At 73.7% G+C, this 17,377-nt stretch carries 10 protein-coding genes; 6 read left to right on the top strand and 4 right to left on the bottom strand.

What is annotated here, in order from left to right; all coding sequences use genetic code 11:
- The first annotated feature begins 124 nt into the window (after positions 1-124).
- Complete coding sequence (glgB, locus tag ACSLIC_RS19585; protein ID WP_436739012.1) at positions 125-2,980, top strand: 1,4-alpha-glucan branching enzyme; 2,856 nt, start codon at positions 125-127, stop codon at positions 2,978-2,980.
- Positions 2,981-3,056: 76 nt separating this feature from the next.
- On the opposite strand, the gene ACSLIC_RS19580 is transcribed toward glgB, so the two are convergent.
- From ACSLIC_RS19580 to ACSLIC_RS19570, 3 genes are all read right to left on the bottom strand, one after another.
- Complete coding sequence (locus tag ACSLIC_RS19580; RefSeq protein ID WP_436739011.1) at positions 3,057-3,938, bottom strand: hypothetical protein; 882 nt, start codon at positions 3,936-3,938, stop codon at positions 3,057-3,059.
- Positions 3,939-4,038: 100 nt separating this feature from the next.
- Positions 4,039-6,327 (bottom strand): HelD family protein, encoded by a 2,289-nt coding sequence (locus ACSLIC_RS19575; protein WP_436739010.1) that lies wholly within the window; start codon positions 6,325-6,327, stop codon positions 4,039-4,041.
- Positions 6,328-6,793: 466 nt separating this feature from the next.
- Positions 6,794-8,167, bottom strand: a complete 1,374-nt coding sequence (locus ACSLIC_RS19570; protein WP_436739009.1) for a cation:dicarboxylate symporter family transporter — start codon at positions 8,165-8,167, stop codon at positions 6,794-6,796.
- A gap of 280 nt (positions 8,168-8,447) precedes the next feature.
- Here ACSLIC_RS19570 and ACSLIC_RS19565 point away from each other — a divergent pair, with 280 nt between their 5' ends.
- Both ACSLIC_RS19565 and ACSLIC_RS19560 read left to right on the top strand, forming a co-directional pair.
- Positions 8,448-10,112, top strand: coding sequence for an ATP-binding protein (locus ACSLIC_RS19565; protein ID WP_436740421.1), 1,665 nt, complete (start codon positions 8,448-8,450; stop codon positions 10,110-10,112).
- Positions 10,109-10,849, top strand: coding sequence for a response regulator (locus ACSLIC_RS19560; protein WP_436739008.1), 741 nt, complete (start codon positions 10,109-10,111; stop codon positions 10,847-10,849). Before ACSLIC_RS19565 ends, ACSLIC_RS19560 begins: the two co-directional genes overlap by 4 nt.
- A gap of 90 nt (positions 10,850-10,939) precedes the next feature.
- Here ACSLIC_RS19560 and ACSLIC_RS19555 read toward each other — a convergent pair whose 3' ends face one another.
- Positions 10,940-11,965, bottom strand: coding sequence for an ATP-dependent 6-phosphofructokinase (locus ACSLIC_RS19555; protein ID WP_436739007.1), 1,026 nt, complete (start codon positions 11,963-11,965; stop codon positions 10,940-10,942).
- A 404-nt stretch (positions 11,966-12,369) separates the two neighbouring features.
- On the opposite strand from ACSLIC_RS19555, the gene pta reads away from it, so the two are divergent.
- The 3 genes from pta to pyk all read left to right on the top strand — a co-directional run bounded on the left by pta (position 12,370) and on the right by pyk (position 17,268).
- Complete coding sequence (pta, locus tag ACSLIC_RS19550) at positions 12,370-14,445, top strand: phosphate acetyltransferase (RefSeq protein ID WP_436739006.1); 2,076 nt, start codon at positions 12,370-12,372, stop codon at positions 14,443-14,445.
- Between the two features lie 44 nt (positions 14,446-14,489).
- On the top strand, positions 14,490-15,767 hold the full coding sequence (locus ACSLIC_RS19545) for an acetate kinase (RefSeq protein ID WP_436739005.1): 1,278 nt from the start codon (positions 14,490-14,492) through the stop codon (positions 15,765-15,767).
- Between the two features lie 73 nt (positions 15,768-15,840).
- Complete coding sequence (gene pyk, locus ACSLIC_RS19540) at positions 15,841-17,268, top strand: pyruvate kinase (RefSeq protein WP_436739004.1); 1,428 nt, start codon at positions 15,841-15,843, stop codon at positions 17,266-17,268.
- Positions 17,269-17,377: the final 109 nt, after the last annotated feature.

The raw sequence follows: 17,377 nt of genomic DNA, 5'->3' as shown, positions 1-17,377 counted from the left end.
AGGACGCGCCGGTCCCCGCCGGAGCGCCCCGCCCCGGCGCCGCCCACCACCCCCTCCCCACCCGATCCGCCCTGGTCCGGCCCCGAGCCGGCCACCGCCCCACCGTGCCGAGGAGGCCATCCCCGTGACCCCCCGTCCGCCCGCCCCCGAACCCTCCGACGCGGCCGAGCCGCACACCCCCCTGGTCCCCGCCCCGGCCCGCGGGGAGGGCCGGGACGCCGAGGCCCCGGCCGCTGCCTCCCCCGGTCCCGAGCGCGCCGCGAGCGGCGGTACCGACCCGAGGACCGCCACGGCCACCCGCACCCGCCCGGTGCCGGCCGCCGCGCCCGGTGCCGCCAACGAGGACGTGGCCCGCGCCCGCGCCGGCCGGCCCCGCTCCACCAAGTCCGGCAGTGCGGGCACCCCCGCCCGGGGCGCGAAGGCTCCGGGCGGGGGTGCCCCGGAGCCGGACGAGCAGACGGCCTCCGGGACCGGCGGCGCCGCCCCGAAGACCAGGACGAAGCCGAAGGCCACGACGCGCACCAGGACGAGCGCGAAGGCCGGCACCACGGCGACGGCCGCGAAGGCGCCGACGGCCACCAAGACGAAGGGCGCCGCGCAGACCAAGGCCAAGGCGGGGGCCAAGGCGGGCGCCAAGCCCGGCCAGGTGTCCCCGAAGTCCGGCACCGCCCAGCCGAAGAACCCGGCCAGGTCCGGCGCCAGGACCCCGGCCAAGCCCGGCCGCACCCCGGCCGCCCGCACCCGGCGGCCCGCCGCGGCCACCCCGCCGCCCGCCTCCCCGTACGCGCCGCACCCCGACGACCGGGGACGCCTGCTCCACGGCCACCACCACGACCCGCACGGCGTGCTCGGCGCCCACCCGGTCGAGGACGGTGTCGTGGTGCGGGCGCTGCGGCCGTACGCCACCGGCGTCGCGGTGGTCGCCGAGGGGCTCCGGGTGGTGCTGGCCGACGACGGCGGCGGGTTCTTCTCGGGGCTGCTGCCGATGGCCTCGGCACCCGACTACCGGCTGGAGATCACCTACCCGGGGCAGGAGGGCGGCGCCGGCCTCACCCTCACCACCCCGGACCCGTACCGCATGCTGCCCTCGCTCGGCTCCTTCGACCTGCACCTGATCGGTGAGGGGCGGCACGAGGAGCTGTGGCGGGCGCTGGGGGCGCGGCCGATGACGCACGAGGGGGTGACCGGCACCCGGTTCACCGTCTGGGCGCCGAACGCGCGCGGGGTGCGGATCATCGGTGACTTCAACTTCTGGGACGGCACGGCGTACCCGATGCGCTCGCTCGGCTCCAGCGGGATCTGGGAGCTGTTCGTGCCGGGGGTGGGCGAGGGGGCGCTGTACCGGTTCGAGATCGCCCGGCCGGACGGCTCGCTGACCCGCCGCTCCGACCCGATGGCCCGCCGCAGCGAGGTGCCGCCGGCCAACGCCTCGGTGGTCACCGACTCGCACCACACCTGGGGCGACCAGGCGTGGCTGGCGCGGCGCGGGCAGGTCCCGGTGCACGAGGCGCCGTTCTCCGTCTACGAGGTGCACCTCGCCTCCTGGCGGCCGGGGCTGAGCTACCGCGAACTGGCCGAGCAGCTGCCCGCGTACGTCAAGGAGCTCGGCTTCACCCATGTGGAGCTGATGCCGGTCGCCGAGCACCCCTTCGGCGGCTCCTGGGGCTACCAGGTGACGGGCTTCTACGCGCCGACCGCCCGGCTCGGCACCCCGGACGACTTCAAGTACCTGATCGACGCCCTGCACCAGGCGGGCATCGGGGTGCTGATGGACTGGGTGCCCGCGCACTTCCCGCGCGACGACTGGGCCCTGGCGGAGTTCGACGGGCGGCCGCTGTACGAGCACCCGGACCCGCAGCGGGCCGCGCACCCGGACTGGGGGACGCTGGAGTTCGACTACGGCCGTGCCGAGGTCCGCAACTTCCTGGTGGCCAACGCGGTGTACTGGTGCGAGGAGTTCCACATCGACGGGCTGCGGGTCGACGCGGTCGCCTCGATGCTCTACCTCGACTACTCCCGCGAGGAGGGCCAGTGGTCGCCCAACGAGTACGGCGGGCGGGAGAACCACGACGCGGTCGCCTTCCTCCAGGAGATGAACGCGACGGTCTACCGGCGGGTCCCGGGCGTGGTCACCATCGCCGAGGAGTCGACGGCCTGGGACGGCGTCACCCGGCCCACCCACCTGACCGGCGCCGGCGGCTTCGGCGGACTCGGCTTCGGGCTGAAGTGGAACATGGGGTGGATGCACGACTCGCTGGAGTACATGGCCAAGGAGCCGGTGCACCGCAGGTACCACCACAACGAGATGACCTTCTCGATGGTGTACGCCTACAGCGAGAACTACGTGCTGCCCATCTCGCACGACGAGGTGGTCCACGGCAAGCAGGCCCTGGTCTCCAAGATGCCCGGCGACTGGTGGCAGCGGCGCGCCGGCCACCGCGCCTACCTCGGCTTCATGTGGGCCCACCCGGGCAAGCAACTCCTGTTCATGGGGCAGGAGTTCGCTCAGGGCTCCGAGTGGTCCGAGGAGCACGGCCCCCACTGGTGGCTGCTGGACGCGGCGTACGGCGCCGAGGCCGACCACCGGGGCGTGCGCGACCTGGTCCGCGAGCTGAACACGGTCTACGGCGCGACCCCGGCCCTGTGGCAGCGCGACACCGACCCCGGCGGCTTCGGCTGGATCGTCTCGGACGCGGCCGAGGACAACGTGCTCGCCTTCCTCCGCCACGACCACCAGGGCGCACCGCTGCTCGCGGTCAGCAACTTCTCCCCGGTGGTCCGCCACGGATACGCCCTCGGTGTGCCGGACGCCCACGCGGTGTGGCGGGAGGTCCTCAACACCGACGAGGAGCGGTTCGGCGGCGGGGGCGTCGGCAATCCGGAGCCCCTCAAGGCCGGGGAGCCGGGCGCCCACGGCCGCCCGGCGGCCCTGCGGCTGACCCTGCCGCCGCTGGCCACGGTCTGGCTGCGGCCGGCCTGATCCCGCCCGGTACCCGGCGGCCCGGTCCTCCCCCGCCACGGGGAGGGGAGGACCGGGCCGCCCGCGCGTCCGGGGGTCAGCGGCCGAGCGCGCGCCGGAGGGTGAGCCCGTGGTGGCGGCGCAGGCGGCGCAGTTCCCACAGGGCGAGGCAGGTGACGGTGACGGGGCCGCCGTAGAGCAGGAGCCGGGCGATGTCCTCGGGGGCGTCGCCGTACTTGTCCCCGACGAGGTCGACGACGAGGTTCACCCAGACGAGGGCGATGGAGACCATCGGGGGCACCACTTCGTGGACGTCGGCGGTGCGGAAGACGTTGGCGACCGAGTTCAGCAGGGCGCTGATGCCGAAGAAGACCAGCCAGACGGCGGCCAGCCGGACCGCGAGGGCGTTGTCGGCGAGGTTGCCCCCGGTGGTCAGGGTCGTCACGGTCAGGAAGACCACGACGGTGAGCAGCGACAGCAGGACGCAGAGCGGACCACGGGAGCGCCGCAGGTAGGGGCGGCGCAGGTGGGGCCGGGCCGAGCGGATGAAGACCGCCAGGACCACGGGGACGACCAGGACGAGCACCAGGCAGTTCTGGATGATCTGGAGCCAGGGTGCGGTGACCACCTCCATCGCGTCGGCCACCCGGTAGGCGAAGGCGACACCGAGCACGACGACGAACCCGGCGAAGGCGCGGACGCGCTGGAGGACACGGGTGGCCGGGTCGTCGATCCGGTCGTGCCGCGAGGGCCGGCAGAGCCGCCGCGCGGCGACCGGCGGCAGGAGCCACCCCAGCCAGGCCCGCACCGTCCCGCCCCGGGAGGGCACCACCAGCGGCGCGTCGGCGAGCCCGGCGCCGGGCCGCTGCGGCGGGACACCGTAACCGTGGGGGTGGCCTTGCCCGTACGGGCCGTAAGGGTCGTACGGGCCGGGCGGGTACGCCCCTGGTCCCGGTCGTCCCGTGGTGGGTCCCGCCATCGCTCCCCCGAGTCCGTGCCGTCGTTCCGTGCCGCGCCCGGGCCGCCTGACGGGGCGACGCGGACGCGGCCAGAGGATAGCGCGGGGGGCCGACAGGGCGTCAGCGCGCCTCGACGGTCTCCGGGTCGGCGAGGGCGGGGGGCAGCTCGCCGGTGTGCAGGAGGCCCAGGGTGCGGGTGGCGCGGGTCAGAGCCACGTACAGGTCGCTGGTGGGGAACACGCCGGGTTCCACCACGAGGACCGCGTCGAACTCCAGCCCCTTGGCCTGGCGCGGGGTGAGCAGCACCACCGGCCGGCTCAGGTCGGGCTCGCCCCCGGCGGTGGTGTCCGGCAGTACGGCCGCCAGCGCCTCGTGCAGGGCGGCCGGGGCGATCACCGCGAGGCGGCCCTCCTCGGGGGCGTCGGCGCGGGCCGCCTCGGCGACGGCCGCCGGCAGGGCCTTCGGGGTGGTCCGCCGCGACCAGGGGCGCCGGCCGGTGGAGCGGACCGAGGCGGGCGCGGTGAACCGGGGGTTCTCGGCGCGCAGCAGGGCTCCGGCGACGGCCATGATCTCCTCGGGCGTGCGGTAGTTGACGCCGAGCCGGGTGTACTCCCAGCGCCCGGGGACGTACGGGTCGAGGATGGTGTGCCAGTCGCCGAGGCCGCCGCCTTCCGCGGTCTGGGCGGGGTCGCCGACCAGGGTCATGGAGCGGGTCGGCGAGCGGCGCATCAGCAGCCGCCAGGCCATCGCGGACAGCTCCTGCGCCTCGTCCACGATGATGTGGCCGAAGGCCCAGGTGCGGTCGGCGGCGGCCCGCTCGGCGGCGGTGCGGTGGTCGGCCTCCTCGTGGCGTTCGGCCATCCGCTCGGCGTCGATGACGTCGTGGGCGCCGAGCACCTCGGAGTCCTCGTCGTCCTTGTCCTCGAACTCGTAGGTGCGCGAGGCGTAGGCGAGTTCCAGGACGCCCTGCGCGTAGGCGACGCGTTCCTGGCGGGCGGCCTCGGCGGCGGCGCGGGCGGCCGAGTCGTCCTCGCCCAGGAGTTCGGCGGCCTCGTCCAGGAGCGGCACGTCGGCCGGGGTCCATTCGCCCCCCTCGCGGCGGACCGCCCCGGCGTCGGCCTCGGTGAGGTGGGTGGGATCGGCGAGGAAGTCCGTGACGAACTCCTCGGGGGTCAGCCGGGGCCAGAGCGAGCCGATGGCGGCGTGCACCTCGGCGCTGGCGGCGATCTCCTTGGCGAGCTGGGCGATGTCGGAGGCGTCCAGGAGGTTGGGGCCGCCGTAGGGGTCGGCGCCGAGGCGGTCGGTGAGCTGGGCGGTCAGCGCGTCGATGATCCGGAAGGCGAAGTGCGGGCGGGCCAGGTTGTGCGGCAGTCCGGTGGCGCGGGCCCGCTCGCGGGCCTCGGTGGCCATGGCGCGGTCGAGGTGGAGGGTGCCGTAGTCGTCGTGGTCGATCTCCAGCACCTCGTCCGGCACGGCCTGCCGGTCGGCCACGGCCCGGGCCAGCGCCCCGGCCATCTCCAGGCGGCCCTTGGCCTCGGCGGCTCGGGGGGTGTCGGTGCCCCTCGCCTCGACGCCGGGGAAGAGTTCGCCGAGGGTGGCGAGCCAGACGCCGGTCTCGCCGAGGGAGGGCAGCACCTCGCCGATGTAGCCGAGGAAGGCCGGGTTCGGGCCGACGATCAGCACGGCGCGGCGGGCCAGCTGCTCGCGGTGGGCGTAGAGGAGGTAGGCGGCGCGGTGCAGGGCGACGGCGGTCTTGCCCGTGCCGGGGCCGCCTTCGACGACGAGGACGCCCTGGTGCGGGGCGCGGATGACGCGGTCCTGCTCGGCCTGGATCGTCTGCACGATGTCGGCCATCCGGCCGGTGCGGGCGGCGCCGAGCGCGGCGAGCAGGACGGCGTCGCCGTTGGGGTCCTCGTGTCCGGTGCGCCGCGCGTCGCCGAGGTCGAGGATCTCGTCGTGCAGAGCGGTGACGGTACGCCCCTCGGTGGTGAGGTGGCGACGCCTGCGCAGCCCCATCGGGGTGTGGCCGGTGGCCAGATAGAAGGGGCGGGCGACCGGCGCCCGCCAGTCGATGAGGACGGGGGTGCGGTCGGCGTTCTCCTCGCGGATTCCGATACGGCCGACGTGTCGGCTGGTCCCGTCCCGGAAATCCAGCCGCCCGAAACAGAGCCCGGAATCCACGGCGTCCAGCGCGGCGGCGGTCATGCCGTGCTCGGTGACCGCGACGTCCCGCTCCAGACGGGCCTGCTGACCCGTGGTGGCCTGCGACAACGACCTTCTGACGGCGCTCTCCCCGGCGGCGCGGCGAGCGTCGAGGAGGGTGTACAGGTGGGTGACGAAGGACTGCTCGGCCCGCAATTCCGCGTCGTCCCGGCGCTCTTCGCGATTCCCCTGCCACTCGGTTGACAATGCGACTCCTCGCCGGTTATGATGGATTCATCAGGTGTTTCTCTGCGCCCAATTGAGGGAAAACAGAAACACCGAATATACGCAGCCAAAGCCCCCGGACGTCAAATCGTCGGAGGGCTTTTTTTCTTTGCCCTTCGAGTCCGGCCGCGTTCGGCATTGCGCGCCGTCCGGGCCGACGGGTGCGGCGAGCGACTGTCCGGACACCACCGAGCCACCCCAGGGTCACCGCCGGCGGCGGGCATCGCTCCGGGCAGCGCCGGACCGGCCCGCAGGCGCCCTGGCTCCTCGGCCTGCGCCTGGCGGCGCTCAGCCGCCGGGCACCTCGGTCGCCGCCCGTACCTCCTGAGGCAACGCGAACGCCCCCGGCGGGGGGCCGGGGGCGTTGGCGGGGCCGGGCGGTGGGGGGGTCGCCCGGTCCGGGAACGCGCCGCGCCTCGGGGGAGTGAGGCGCGGCGCGAGATGTGGGTCAGCTGCCGGACTTCTGGAGGGGGACGCCGCCGTCGGCCTGCCCGGCGGCCGGCTCGGCGTCCTCCGGGGCCGGGCCGTGCCCGTCGTCGACCAGGGTCTTCTCGTCGAAGGGGATCTCCCCGGCGAGGACCTTGTTGACGCGGTCGCGGTCGACCTCCTTGGTCCAGGTGCCGATGAGCAGGGTGGCCACGGCGTTGCCCGCGAAGTTGGTCATGGCGCGGGCCTCGGACATGAAGCGGTCGATGCCGACGATCAGACCGACGCCGTCGACCAGCTCCGGCCGGTGCGACTGGAGACCGCCCGCGAGGGTGGCGAGCCCGGCGCCGGTGACGCCGGCGGCACCCTTCGAGGCGATGATCATGAAGAGGAGCAGGGAGACCTGCTCGCCCAGGGAGAGCGGGTTGCCCATCGCCTCGGCGACGAAGAGGGAGGCCATCGTCAGGTAGATGGCGGTGCCGTCGAGGTTGAAGGAGTAGCCGGTCGGGACGGTGATGCCGACGACGGGCTTGGAGATGCCCAGGTGCTCCATCTTGGCGATCAGGCGGGGCAGCGCCGACTCCGAGGAGGAGGTGGAGAGGATCAGCAGGAACTCGCGGCCCAGGTACTTGAGCAGCTTGAGGATGTTGACCCCGGTGCAGATGCGCAGCAGCGCGCCGAGGACGACGACCACGAAGATCAGGCAGGTGACGTAGAAGCCGATCATGATGACGGCGAGCGACTTCAGCGCGTCGATGCCGGTCTCTCCGACCACCGCCGCGATGGCACCGAAGGCGCCGACGGGGGCCGCCCACATGATCATGGCGAGGACGCGGAAGACGAGGCGCTGGATGTGGCCGATGCCGGCCAGGATCGGCTCGCCGGACTTGCCGAGGGCCTGCACGGCGAAGCCGACCAGGAGGGCGACCAGCAGGGTCTGGAGGACCTCGCCGCCGGTGAAGGCGGAGACCATGGTGGTCGGGATGATGCCGATCAGGAAGTCGACGGTGGACTCGCTGCCGTCGCTGGCCTGGGCCTCTCCGGCGCCACGCAGCTCGTCGGTGAGCTGCATGCCGTGGCCCGGCTCCAGGAAGTTGCCGACGACCAGGCCGATGGCGAGGGCGACGGTCGACATCACGATGAAGTAGCCGAGGGCGAGGCCGCCGACCGCGCCGACCTTGGCGGCCTTGCGGACCGATCCGACGCCCAGCACGATCGTGCAGAAGATGATCGGCGAGATCATCATCTTGATCAGGTTGACGAAGCCGGTGCCGAGCGGCTTCAGCTCGACGGCCAGTGACGGAGCGACGAAGCCGAGCAGGATGCCGAGCACGACCGCGGCGATCACGGCGATGTACAGATAATGCGTTCTGTCCCGCTTGGCTGCTGTAGCCACGGGGGCCTCCTTGGACTTCGTCGTCTGCGATGCGGACCGGTGCGGGCGGTCGCCCGGCGCCGGACGTGCAAGCGACGCTCGCGGCCTGGGAGGGGCGGAGCGGACAGGTGCCTGCACAACGCTCAGTGCGTGCGGCTCACGTGCTGGCGGTGCGGCGACTCTTTCGCAGGCTGTGACAGCGGTCACCCTTGCGTTCATTTAGTTCGCACACATCCAGCCAGGCAGACTGTCCGACATGCCCCTCTGTCGTCCCCGAAGTCTCGCTGGTCAGCTCTTCGCGATGCAGGTCTTCCTGGTGGGCCTGCTGATCCTCGGCTGTGTCCTGTTCGCGTTCCTCTCCGACCGCCGTCAGGCCGAGGAGGCGGCGGTCCGCCAGGTGGACGCGACGGCCCGGGCGGTCGCCGACTCCCCCTCGGTGCGCGAGGCGATCCAGTCGGGCGACGACCCCTCGCGCGTCCTCCAGCCGTACGCCGAGGAGGTCCGCCGCGACGCGGATGTCGGCTTCGTCACCATCATGGACACCGACGGCATCCGCTGGACCCATCCGGACGAGCGGCAGATAGGCGCGCGCTTCATGGGCCACACCGAGGAGGCGCTGAGCGGCCGCACGCTCCAGGAGACGTACACCGGCACGCTCGGCCCCTCGGTACGGGTGGTCACCCCGGTCCGGGCCGACGGCGAGGTGATCGGGCTGGTCAGCGTGGGGATCACGGTCGACCAGATCGCGGCCCGGCTGCGCGCGCAGGCCCTCACCCTGCTCTCGGTGGGCGGGCTGACGCTGGCGGTCGGCGGGGTCGGCACGTACGTGATCAACGCGCGGCTGCGCCGTCACACGCACGGCATGGACGCCGCCCAGCTCAGCCACATGTACGCCTACCACCAGGCGGCCCTGCACGCGGTCCGCGAGGGACTGGTGATGCTGGACGGGCAGCGCAGGGTGGCGCTGATCAACGACGGGGCCCGGGAGCTGCTCGGCCTCACCCCGGAGCGCGGGGTCGGCGACCGGGCCGACGAGCTGGGGCTGCCGGCCCCGCTGACGGGAGCACTGCTCGCGGCCGAACCCCGGGTCGACGAGGTGCACCTGAGCGACGACCGGGTCCTGGTGGTCAACACCTCGCCGGTCGCCGCCGGCGAGCGGCGCGGCACCGTCGTCACCCTGCGCGACCACACCGAGCTCCAGGCGCTCACCGGCGAGCTGGACTCCGAGCGCGGCTTCTGCGAGGCGCTGCGCTCGCAGGCGCACGAGGCCGCCAACCGGCTGCACACCGTGGTCTCGCTGATCGAGCTGGGCCGGGCGGACGAGGCGGTGGAGTTCGCCACCGCCGAACTGGAACTGGCCCAGACCCTCACCGACCAGGTGGTGCAGGCGGTCGGTGAGCCGGTGCTGGCGGCGCTGCTGCTGGGCAAGACCGCGCAGGCCAACGAGCGCGGCATCGAGCTGAGCGTGCACGAGGACAGCCGCCTGGACGACGGGGTGCTCCCGCCGGAGCTGCCCGCCCGCGACCTGGTCACCGTCCTGGGCAACCTGGTCGACAACGCGATGGAGGCCGTCTCCGGCACCCCGGGCGCCCGCGTCACGGTGACCGCCCGTGCCGAGTCGGACGGGCTCCTGCTGCGGGTCGCCGACAACGGCCCGGGCGTCGGCGGCGGCGAGGAGGTGTTCCGCCGGGGGTGGTCCACCAAGGAGGGCGGCGGCCGGGGGCTGGGCCTCGCGCTGGTGCGGCAGACGGCCGAGCGGCACGGCGGTACGGTCACCGTGGGAGAGGCGCCCGGCGGCGGGGCCGCCTTCCGGGTCCGCATCCCCTTCGGCCGGCACACGCCGGACGGGTTCTCCGGCCTGCCCGCGCCCCGCTCCCGCCCGCACGCGGGCGCGGGCCCGCCCGGCACAGCCCCGCTGCCCACGCCCGACCCGACCGACGACGCCACTCCGGAGAGCCTGAGATGACCCCGTACCCCACCCAGCCCGCCGGGTCCGACGGCGCCCCGGCTCCCGGTGGCGGGCAGGGGGGCGCCCCGGGTCCGGTCCGGGTGCTGGTGGTGGAGGACGACCCGGTGGCGGCCGACGCGCACCGGACGTACGTGGAGCGGGTTCCGGGGTTCACCGTGGTGGCGGTGGCGCACTCGGGCACCGAGGCGCAGCGGGCCCTGGAACGGTTCCCGGTGGACCTGCTCCTGCTCGACCTGTACCTGCCGGACGGGCACGGCCTCCAGCTGGCCCGCTCGCTGCGGGCGGCCGGGCACCGGGCCGACGTGATCGCGGTGACCTCGGCACGGGACCTGGCGGTGGTCCGCGAGGGGGTGTCGCTGGGGGTGGTCCAGTACGTCCTCAAACCGTTCACGTTCGCGACGCTGCGGGACCGTCTCGTGCGGTACGCCCAGTTCCGCACGGCCGCCGGTGAGGCCAGCGGCCAGGCCGAGGTGGACCGGGCGCTCGGCGCCCTGCGCGCGCCGCAGCCCGCGGTGCTCCCGAAGGGTCTGAGTTCACCGACCCTGGAGCGTGTGACCCATGCGCTGCGCGCGGCCCCCGAGGGCCTGACGGCGGCGGCCACCGGCGAGGAGGTCGGGATCTCCCGCATCACCGCCCGCCGCTACCTGGAACACCTCGTCGCCTCGGGCCGGGCGGTGCGCAGCCCCCAGTACGGCACGGTGGGGCGCCCGGAACTGCGGTACCGGTGGCAGTGAGGGCGTGACCGCCGGGCGTTCGCGGCCGGACGGGGCGGCGGGCGCCCGGGAAACCCCGGGCGCGCGCCGCCCCTCGGGCCGTGGGCCGGTTCAGAAGACCGACTCGGCCTCGTCCATGCGGTCCTGGGGGACGGTCTTCAGCTCGGTGACCGCCTCGGCGAGCGGGACCATCTCTACGCGGGTGCCGCGCAGCGCGGTCATCCGGCCGAACGCGCCGTTGTGCGCGGCCTCGACGGCGTGCCAGCCGAAGCGGGTGGCGAGGACGCGGTCGTAGGCGGTGGGGCTGCCGCCGCGCTGGACGTGGCCGAGGATGACCGGGCGGGCCTCCTTGCCGAGGCGGTGCTCCAGCTCCCCGGCGAGCGCGGTGCCGATGCCTTGGAACCGCTCGTGGCCGTACTGGTCGATGGCGCCCTTGCCGTAGTCCATGGTCCCCTCGGCGGGGTGGGCGCCCTCGGCGACGCAGATGACGGCGAACTTCTTGCCGCGCGCGAACCGCTCCTCGACCATCTTGACCAGGTCGGCCGGGTCGAAGGGCCGCTCGGGCAGGCAGATGCCGTGGGCGCCGCCGGCCATGCCGGACTCCAGCGCGATCCATCCGGCGTGCCGGCCCATCACCTCGACGACCATGACGCGCTGGTGCGACTCGGCGGTGGTCTTGAGCCGGTCGATGGCCTCGGTGGCGACGCCGACGGCGGTGTCGAAGCCGAAGGTGCGGTCGGTGGCGGAGATGTCGTTGTCGATGGTCTTCGGCACGCCGACCACCGGCATCCCGGAGTCGGAGAGGAGCCGGGCGGCGGTGAGGGTGCCCTCGCCGCCGATCGGGATCAGTACGTCGATCCCGAGTTCGCGGGCCAGCTCCGGGGCGTTCTCGCACGCCTCGGCGAGGCGGCCGCGCTCCAGGCGGGCCGAGCCGAGGATGGTGCCGCCGCGGGCGAGGATGCCGCTGACGGCGTTGAGGTCGAGAGGGCGGTAGCGGCGGTCCAGGAGGCCCTTGTACCCGTCCTCGAAGCCGATGACCTCGTCGCCGTGGTGTGTGACGGCACGGTGCACGACCGAGCGGATCACGGCGTTCAGGCCGGGACAGTCGCCGCCTGCGGTGAGAATTCCGATACGCATCGTGCTGTCTCTCCTGCTCGATACTGGCCGTTCGTCCGTGTCGCGGTCCGCCGGGGAGACGGAACGCGCATTCTGACACGGCGGCCTTCCCGTCCGTTTCCCCGGTCACTTCCGCCGCTCCCCACCGGCCGCCTGCCCCCGGTGGCGCGGGCTCACCCCTGACCGGCGGAACGCCGACCCCGCCGAACAAGAGCCGCCGCCCGCACACCGGTATCGTCGGAGTGCATACCGTAGCAAAAGCGGCACCGCTCCACTCCGGGTTCCGGAAGAAGGCCCCTCGCGAGGATCTGGCCGCGGCAGGGGTCGTTCGCGCCAGGATGGGCAGGCGCCCGGACGAGAGGCACAGATGTGCGCATCGGGCTCCCGGTCGGCCGCGGCACGGGACCAGCGGAAGGAGCGGACGCGTGACACGCAGCGTCTACGTCACCGGAACCGACCGGGGCGACGGCCGGCAGGTCTTCGAGCTGGGCCTCATGGAGCTGCTGACCCGCCGGGTCGACCGGGTGGGGGTGTTCCGGCCGCTGGTGCACGACGGGCCCGACCGCCTCTTCGAGGTGCTGCGCGGCCGCTACCGGCTCAGCCAGGACCCGGCCACCGTGCACGGCATCGACTACCGCGAGGCCGCGGGCATCCAGGCCGAACAGGGCACCGACGCCCTCGTCTCCCAGCTCGTCGACCGCTACCTGGCCGTCGCCCGCGACTACGAGGTGGTGCTGGTCCTCGGCACCGACTACGCCGACACCCAGCTCCCCGACGAGCTGGCGCTCAACGCCCGCCTCGCCAACGAGTTCGGCGCCTCCGTGCTGCCGGTGGTCGGCGGCCGGGCCCAGAGCGCCGAGTCGGTCCGCGCGGAGGCCCACAACGCCTACCGCGCCTACCACGCGCTCGGCTGCGACGTGCTGGCCCTGGGCGTCAACCGGGTCGCCGCCGAGGACCGCGAGAAGGTCGCGGCACGGCTGGGGGCCCGTCTGCCCGTGCCCTGCTACGTCCTCCCCGACGACCCGGCGCTCTCCGCGCCGACCGTCCGGCAGATCTCCCGGGCACTGGACGGCACGGTCCTGCTGGGCGACGGCACCGGGCTCGCCCGGGACGTCCTCGACTTCGTCTTCGGCGGTGCCACCCTGCCGACCTTCCTGCACGCGCTCACCCCGGGCTGCCTGGTGGTGGCCCCCGGCGACCGGGCCGACCTGGTGGTGGGGGCGCTGGCCGCGCACAGCGCCGGGACCCCGCCGATCGCCGGGGTGCTGCTGACCCTCGGTGAGCGGCCGGGGCCCGAGGTGCTGCGGCTGGCCGCGAAGGTGGCGCCGGGGACTCCGGTGGTCTCCGTGCCGGGCAACAGCTTCCCGACCGCCACCCGGCTGTTCACCCTGGAGGGACGGCTGGACGCGGCGACGCCGCGCAAGGCGGAGACGGCACTCGGCCTCTTCGAGGACTGGGTGGACACCGGGGAGCTGCTGGACCGGATCTCGGTCGGTCCCACCGACCGGGTCACGCCGATGATGTTCGAGCACAAGCTGCTGGAGCGGGCCCGCGCCGACCGCCGCCGGGTGGTGCTGCCGGAGGGCCTGGAGGAGCGGGTGCTGCGCGCCGCCGACGTGCTGCTGCGCCGCTCGGTCTGCGACCTGACCCTCCTCGGGCCCCCCGACGCGATCCGCAAGAAGGCCGCCGACCTGGGGGTGGACCTCGGCGGGGCGGAGCTGATCGACCCGCAGGAGTCGCCGCTTCGCAAGCGGTTCGCCGAGCGGTACGCCGAGCTGCGCGCCCACAAGGGTGTCTCGGTGGAGCTGGCGTACGACGTGGTCGCCGACGTCAACTACTTCGGCACGCTGATGGTCGAGGAGGGGCTGGCCGACGGCATGGTCTCCGGCTCGGCGCACTCCACCGCGGCCACCATCCGCCCCGCCTTCGAGATCATCCGGACCCGCCCGGACGCCACCCTGGTCTCCTCGGTCTTCTTCATGTGCCTCGCCGACCGGGTGCTGGTCTACGGCGACTGCGCGGTCAACCCCGACCCGAACGCGGTGGAACTGGCCGACATCGCCGTGCAGTCGGCGCTGACCGGCGCCCGGTTCGGTGTCGAACCGAAGATCGCGATGCTGTCGTACTCGACCGGCAGCTCCGGTTCGGGCGCCGACGTGGAGAAGGTGCGCGAGGCCACCGCGCTCGCCCGTGAGCGGCGGCCGGACCTGATGATCGAGGGCCCCATCCAGTACGACGCGGCCGTCGAGCCGACGGTGGCGGCGGCCAAGCTGCCCGGCTCCGAGGTGGCCGGGCAGGCGACCGTGCTGGTCTTCCCGGACCTCAACACCGGCAACAACACGTACAAGGCGGTGCAGCGGTCGGCCGGCGCGGTGGCCGTCGGCCCGGTCCTCCAGGGTCTGCGCAAGCCGGTCAACGACCTCTCCCGGGGCGCGCTCGTCCAGGACATCGTCACCACCGTCGCGATCACCGCCGTCCAGGCCCAGGAGAGCGGCGCGTGAGCGCGCCGCGCGACCCCGGCCCCGTACCGAGCAGGAGGCAGCACGTGAGCACCGAGCAGGGCCCGCGTCCTCACCGCGTCCTCGTCCTCAACTCCGGCTCCTCGTCGGTCAAGTACCAGCTGCTGGACATGACCGACCACAGCCGGCTCGCCGTCGGCCTGGTGGAGCGGATCGGCGAGGAGACCTCACGGCTGGTCCACACTGCGCTGGATGACGGGCCCGGCGAGCAGCGGGAGCGCGTCGTGCCGGTCCGGGACCACCGGGCGGCGCTGGAGGCCCTCGCCGCCGAGCTGGCCGAGGACGGGCTCGGCCTCGACTCCCCCGAACTGGCGGCGATCGGGCACCGGGTGGTGCACGGCGGGCGGCGGTTCACCCGGCCGACCGTGATCGACGACGCGGTGCTCGCCGAGATCGAGCGGCTGGTGCCGGTGGCGCCGCTGCACAACCCGGCCAACCTGATGGGCATCCGCACCGCCCGTCGGCTGCGCCCGGACCTGCCCCAGGTGGCGGTCTTCGACACCACCTTCCACACCACGATGCCGGAGTACGCCGCCCGCTACGCGATCGACCGCGAGACCGCCGACGCCCACCGGGTGCGCCGCTACGGCTTCCACGGCACCTCGCACGCCTACGTCGCCCGGAAGGCGGCCGAGCTGCTGGACCGGCCCCTTCGGGAGCTGAACCTCATCACCCTCCACCTGGGCAACGGCGCCTCGGCGGCGGCGGTGCGCGGCGGGGTCTGCGTCGACACCTCCATGGGGCTCACCCCGCTGGAGGGGCTGATGATGGGGACCCGCTCGGGCGACGTGGACCCGGCCGTCGTCTTCCACCTGAAGCGGGTCGCCGGGATGGAGACCGACGAGACCGACGCCCTGCTCAACCAGCGCAGCGGCCTGCTCGGGATATGCGGCGACAACGACATGCGCGAGATCACCCGGCGCATGGACGAGGGGGACGAGGACGCCCGGCTCGCCTTCGACATGTACGTCCACCGGCTGAAGAAGTACATCGGCGCCTACGCGGCGGTCCTCGGCCGGGTGGACGCGGTGGTCTTCACGGCGGGCGTCGGGGAGAACGCGGCCGCGGTGCGCCAGGCGGCGGTGGGCGGTCTGGAAGGGTTCGGGATGGTGGTGGACCGCGAGCTGAACGCGGCCCGCTCCGGCGTCTGCCGGCTGATCTCGCCCGGCTCCTCGCGGGTGGCCGTCGCGGTGGTGCCGACCGACGAGGAACTGGAGATCGCCGAGCAGACCTACGCCCTGGTCGGGCCGGACGTACGGCCGGCGCCAGAGGGCGCGGACTCCCCCGTTCCGCCGCCCGGCTGAGCACCCGTCCGCCCATATGTATCTTCCGCCAGATGAAATATTCCGCACGGAAACAAACCGATAGGATCGTCCCATGCGCCGTTCCAAGATCGTCTGCACGCTGGGCCCCGCCGTCGACTCGTACGAGCAGCTGAAAGCGCTCATCGAGGCAGGCATGAACGTGGCCCGTTTCAACATGAGCCACGGCTCGCACGCCGAGCACGAGGACCGGTACCGCCGGGTCCGGCAGGCGGCCGCGGACACCGGCCGGGCGGTGGGTGTCCTCGCCGACCTCCAGGGCCCCAAGATCCGGCTGGCGACCTTCGCCGAGGGCCCGGTCGAGCTGGTGCGCGGTGACGAGTTCACCATCACCGCGGAGGACGTGGCCGGCTCCAAGTCGATCTGCGGCACCACCTACAAGGGGCTGCCCGGCGACGTCGCCAAGGGGGACCCGATCCTCATCAACGACGGCAACGTCGAGCTGAAGGTCACCTCGGTCGAGGGCCCGCGCGTACAGACCATCGTCATCGAGGGCGGGGTGATCTCCGACCACAAGGGCATCAACCTGCCCGGCGCCGCCGTCAACGTCCCGGCCCTCTCCGAGAAGGACGTGGAGGACCTGCGCTTCGCCCTGCGGATGGGTTGCGACTTGGTCGCGCTCTCCTTCGTCCGGGACGCCGAGGACGTCAAGGACGTCCACAAGGTGATGGACGAGGAGGGCCGCCGGGTCCCGGTGATCGCCAAGGTGGAGAAGCCGCAGGCGGTCGCCAACATGGAGGCGGTCGTCCTCGCCTTCGACGGCGTCATGGTGGCCCGCGGCGACCTCGCGGTGGAGTACCCGCTGGAGAAGGTCCCGATGGTCCAGAAGCGCCTGGTGAGCCTCTGCCGCCGGAACGCCAAGCCGGTGATCGTGGCGACCCAGATGATGGAGTCGATGATCACCAACTCCCGGCCGACCCGCGCCGAGGCGTCCGACGTCGCCAACGCCATCCTGGACGGCGCCGACGCGGTGATGCTCTCCGCCGAGTCCAGCGTCGGCGCGTACCCGGTCGAGACGGTCAAGACGATGTCGAAGATCGTCGTCGCCGCCGAGCAGGAGCTGCTCTCACGCGGCCTCCAGCCGCTGGTCCCGGGCAAGAAGCCGCGCACCCAGGGCGGCGCCGTGGCCCGCGCCGCCGCCGAGATCGCCGACTTCCTCGGCGCCCGGGCCCTGGTGGCGTACACCAAGTCCGGCGACACCGCCCGGCGGCTCTCCCGCTACCGCGCGGCCCAGCCGATCCTCGCCTTCACCACCGACGAGGCCACCCGCAACCAGCTCACCCTGAGCTGGGGCGTGGAGAGCCACGTGGTGGACTACGTCGACAACACCGACGCCATGGTGGACCAGGTCGACGAGGAACTCGTCGGGCTGAAGCGGTTCAACGACGGCGACACGGTCGTCATGACCGCCGGTTCGCCCCCCGGTGTCCCCGGCACCACCAACATGGTCCGGGTCCACCACCTCGGCGGCGCCCACGGCTGACCCCTGACTCCACCGGACCCGCACCTGCCCCGCCGGGTCCGGCGGGTACGACCGTGGCCCGCGTCCCCTGCTGAGGACGCGGGCCACGGTCTTGTGCGGCTCCCGGGCG

The organism is Streptomyces sp. BBFR102, assembly GCF_051397025.1.
GTDB lineage: Bacteria > Actinomycetota > Actinomycetes > Streptomycetales > Streptomycetaceae > Streptomyces.
This window is presented reverse-complemented; position numbering and strand designations above follow the sequence as displayed.

Excerpts from the sequence above, each read along its gene's own strand:
- ACSLIC_RS19580 (WP_436739011.1), bottom strand. The coding sequence starts at position 3,938 with ATGGCGGGACCCACCACGGGACGACCGGGACCAGGGGCGTACCCGCCC.
- ACSLIC_RS19565 (WP_436740421.1), top strand. The coding sequence starts at position 8,448 with ATGCAGGTCTTCCTGGTGGGCCTGCTGATCCTCGGCTGTGTCCTGTTC.
- ACSLIC_RS19560 (WP_436739008.1), top strand. The coding sequence starts at position 10,109 with ATGACCCCGTACCCCACCCAGCCCGCCGGGTCCGACGGCGCCCCGGCT.
- ACSLIC_RS19555 (WP_436739007.1), bottom strand. The coding sequence starts at position 11,965 with ATGCGTATCGGAATTCTCACCGCAGGCGGCGACTGTCCCGGCCTGAAC.
- pyk (WP_436739004.1), top strand. The coding sequence starts at position 15,841 with ATGCGCCGTTCCAAGATCGTCTGCACGCTGGGCCCCGCCGTCGACTCG.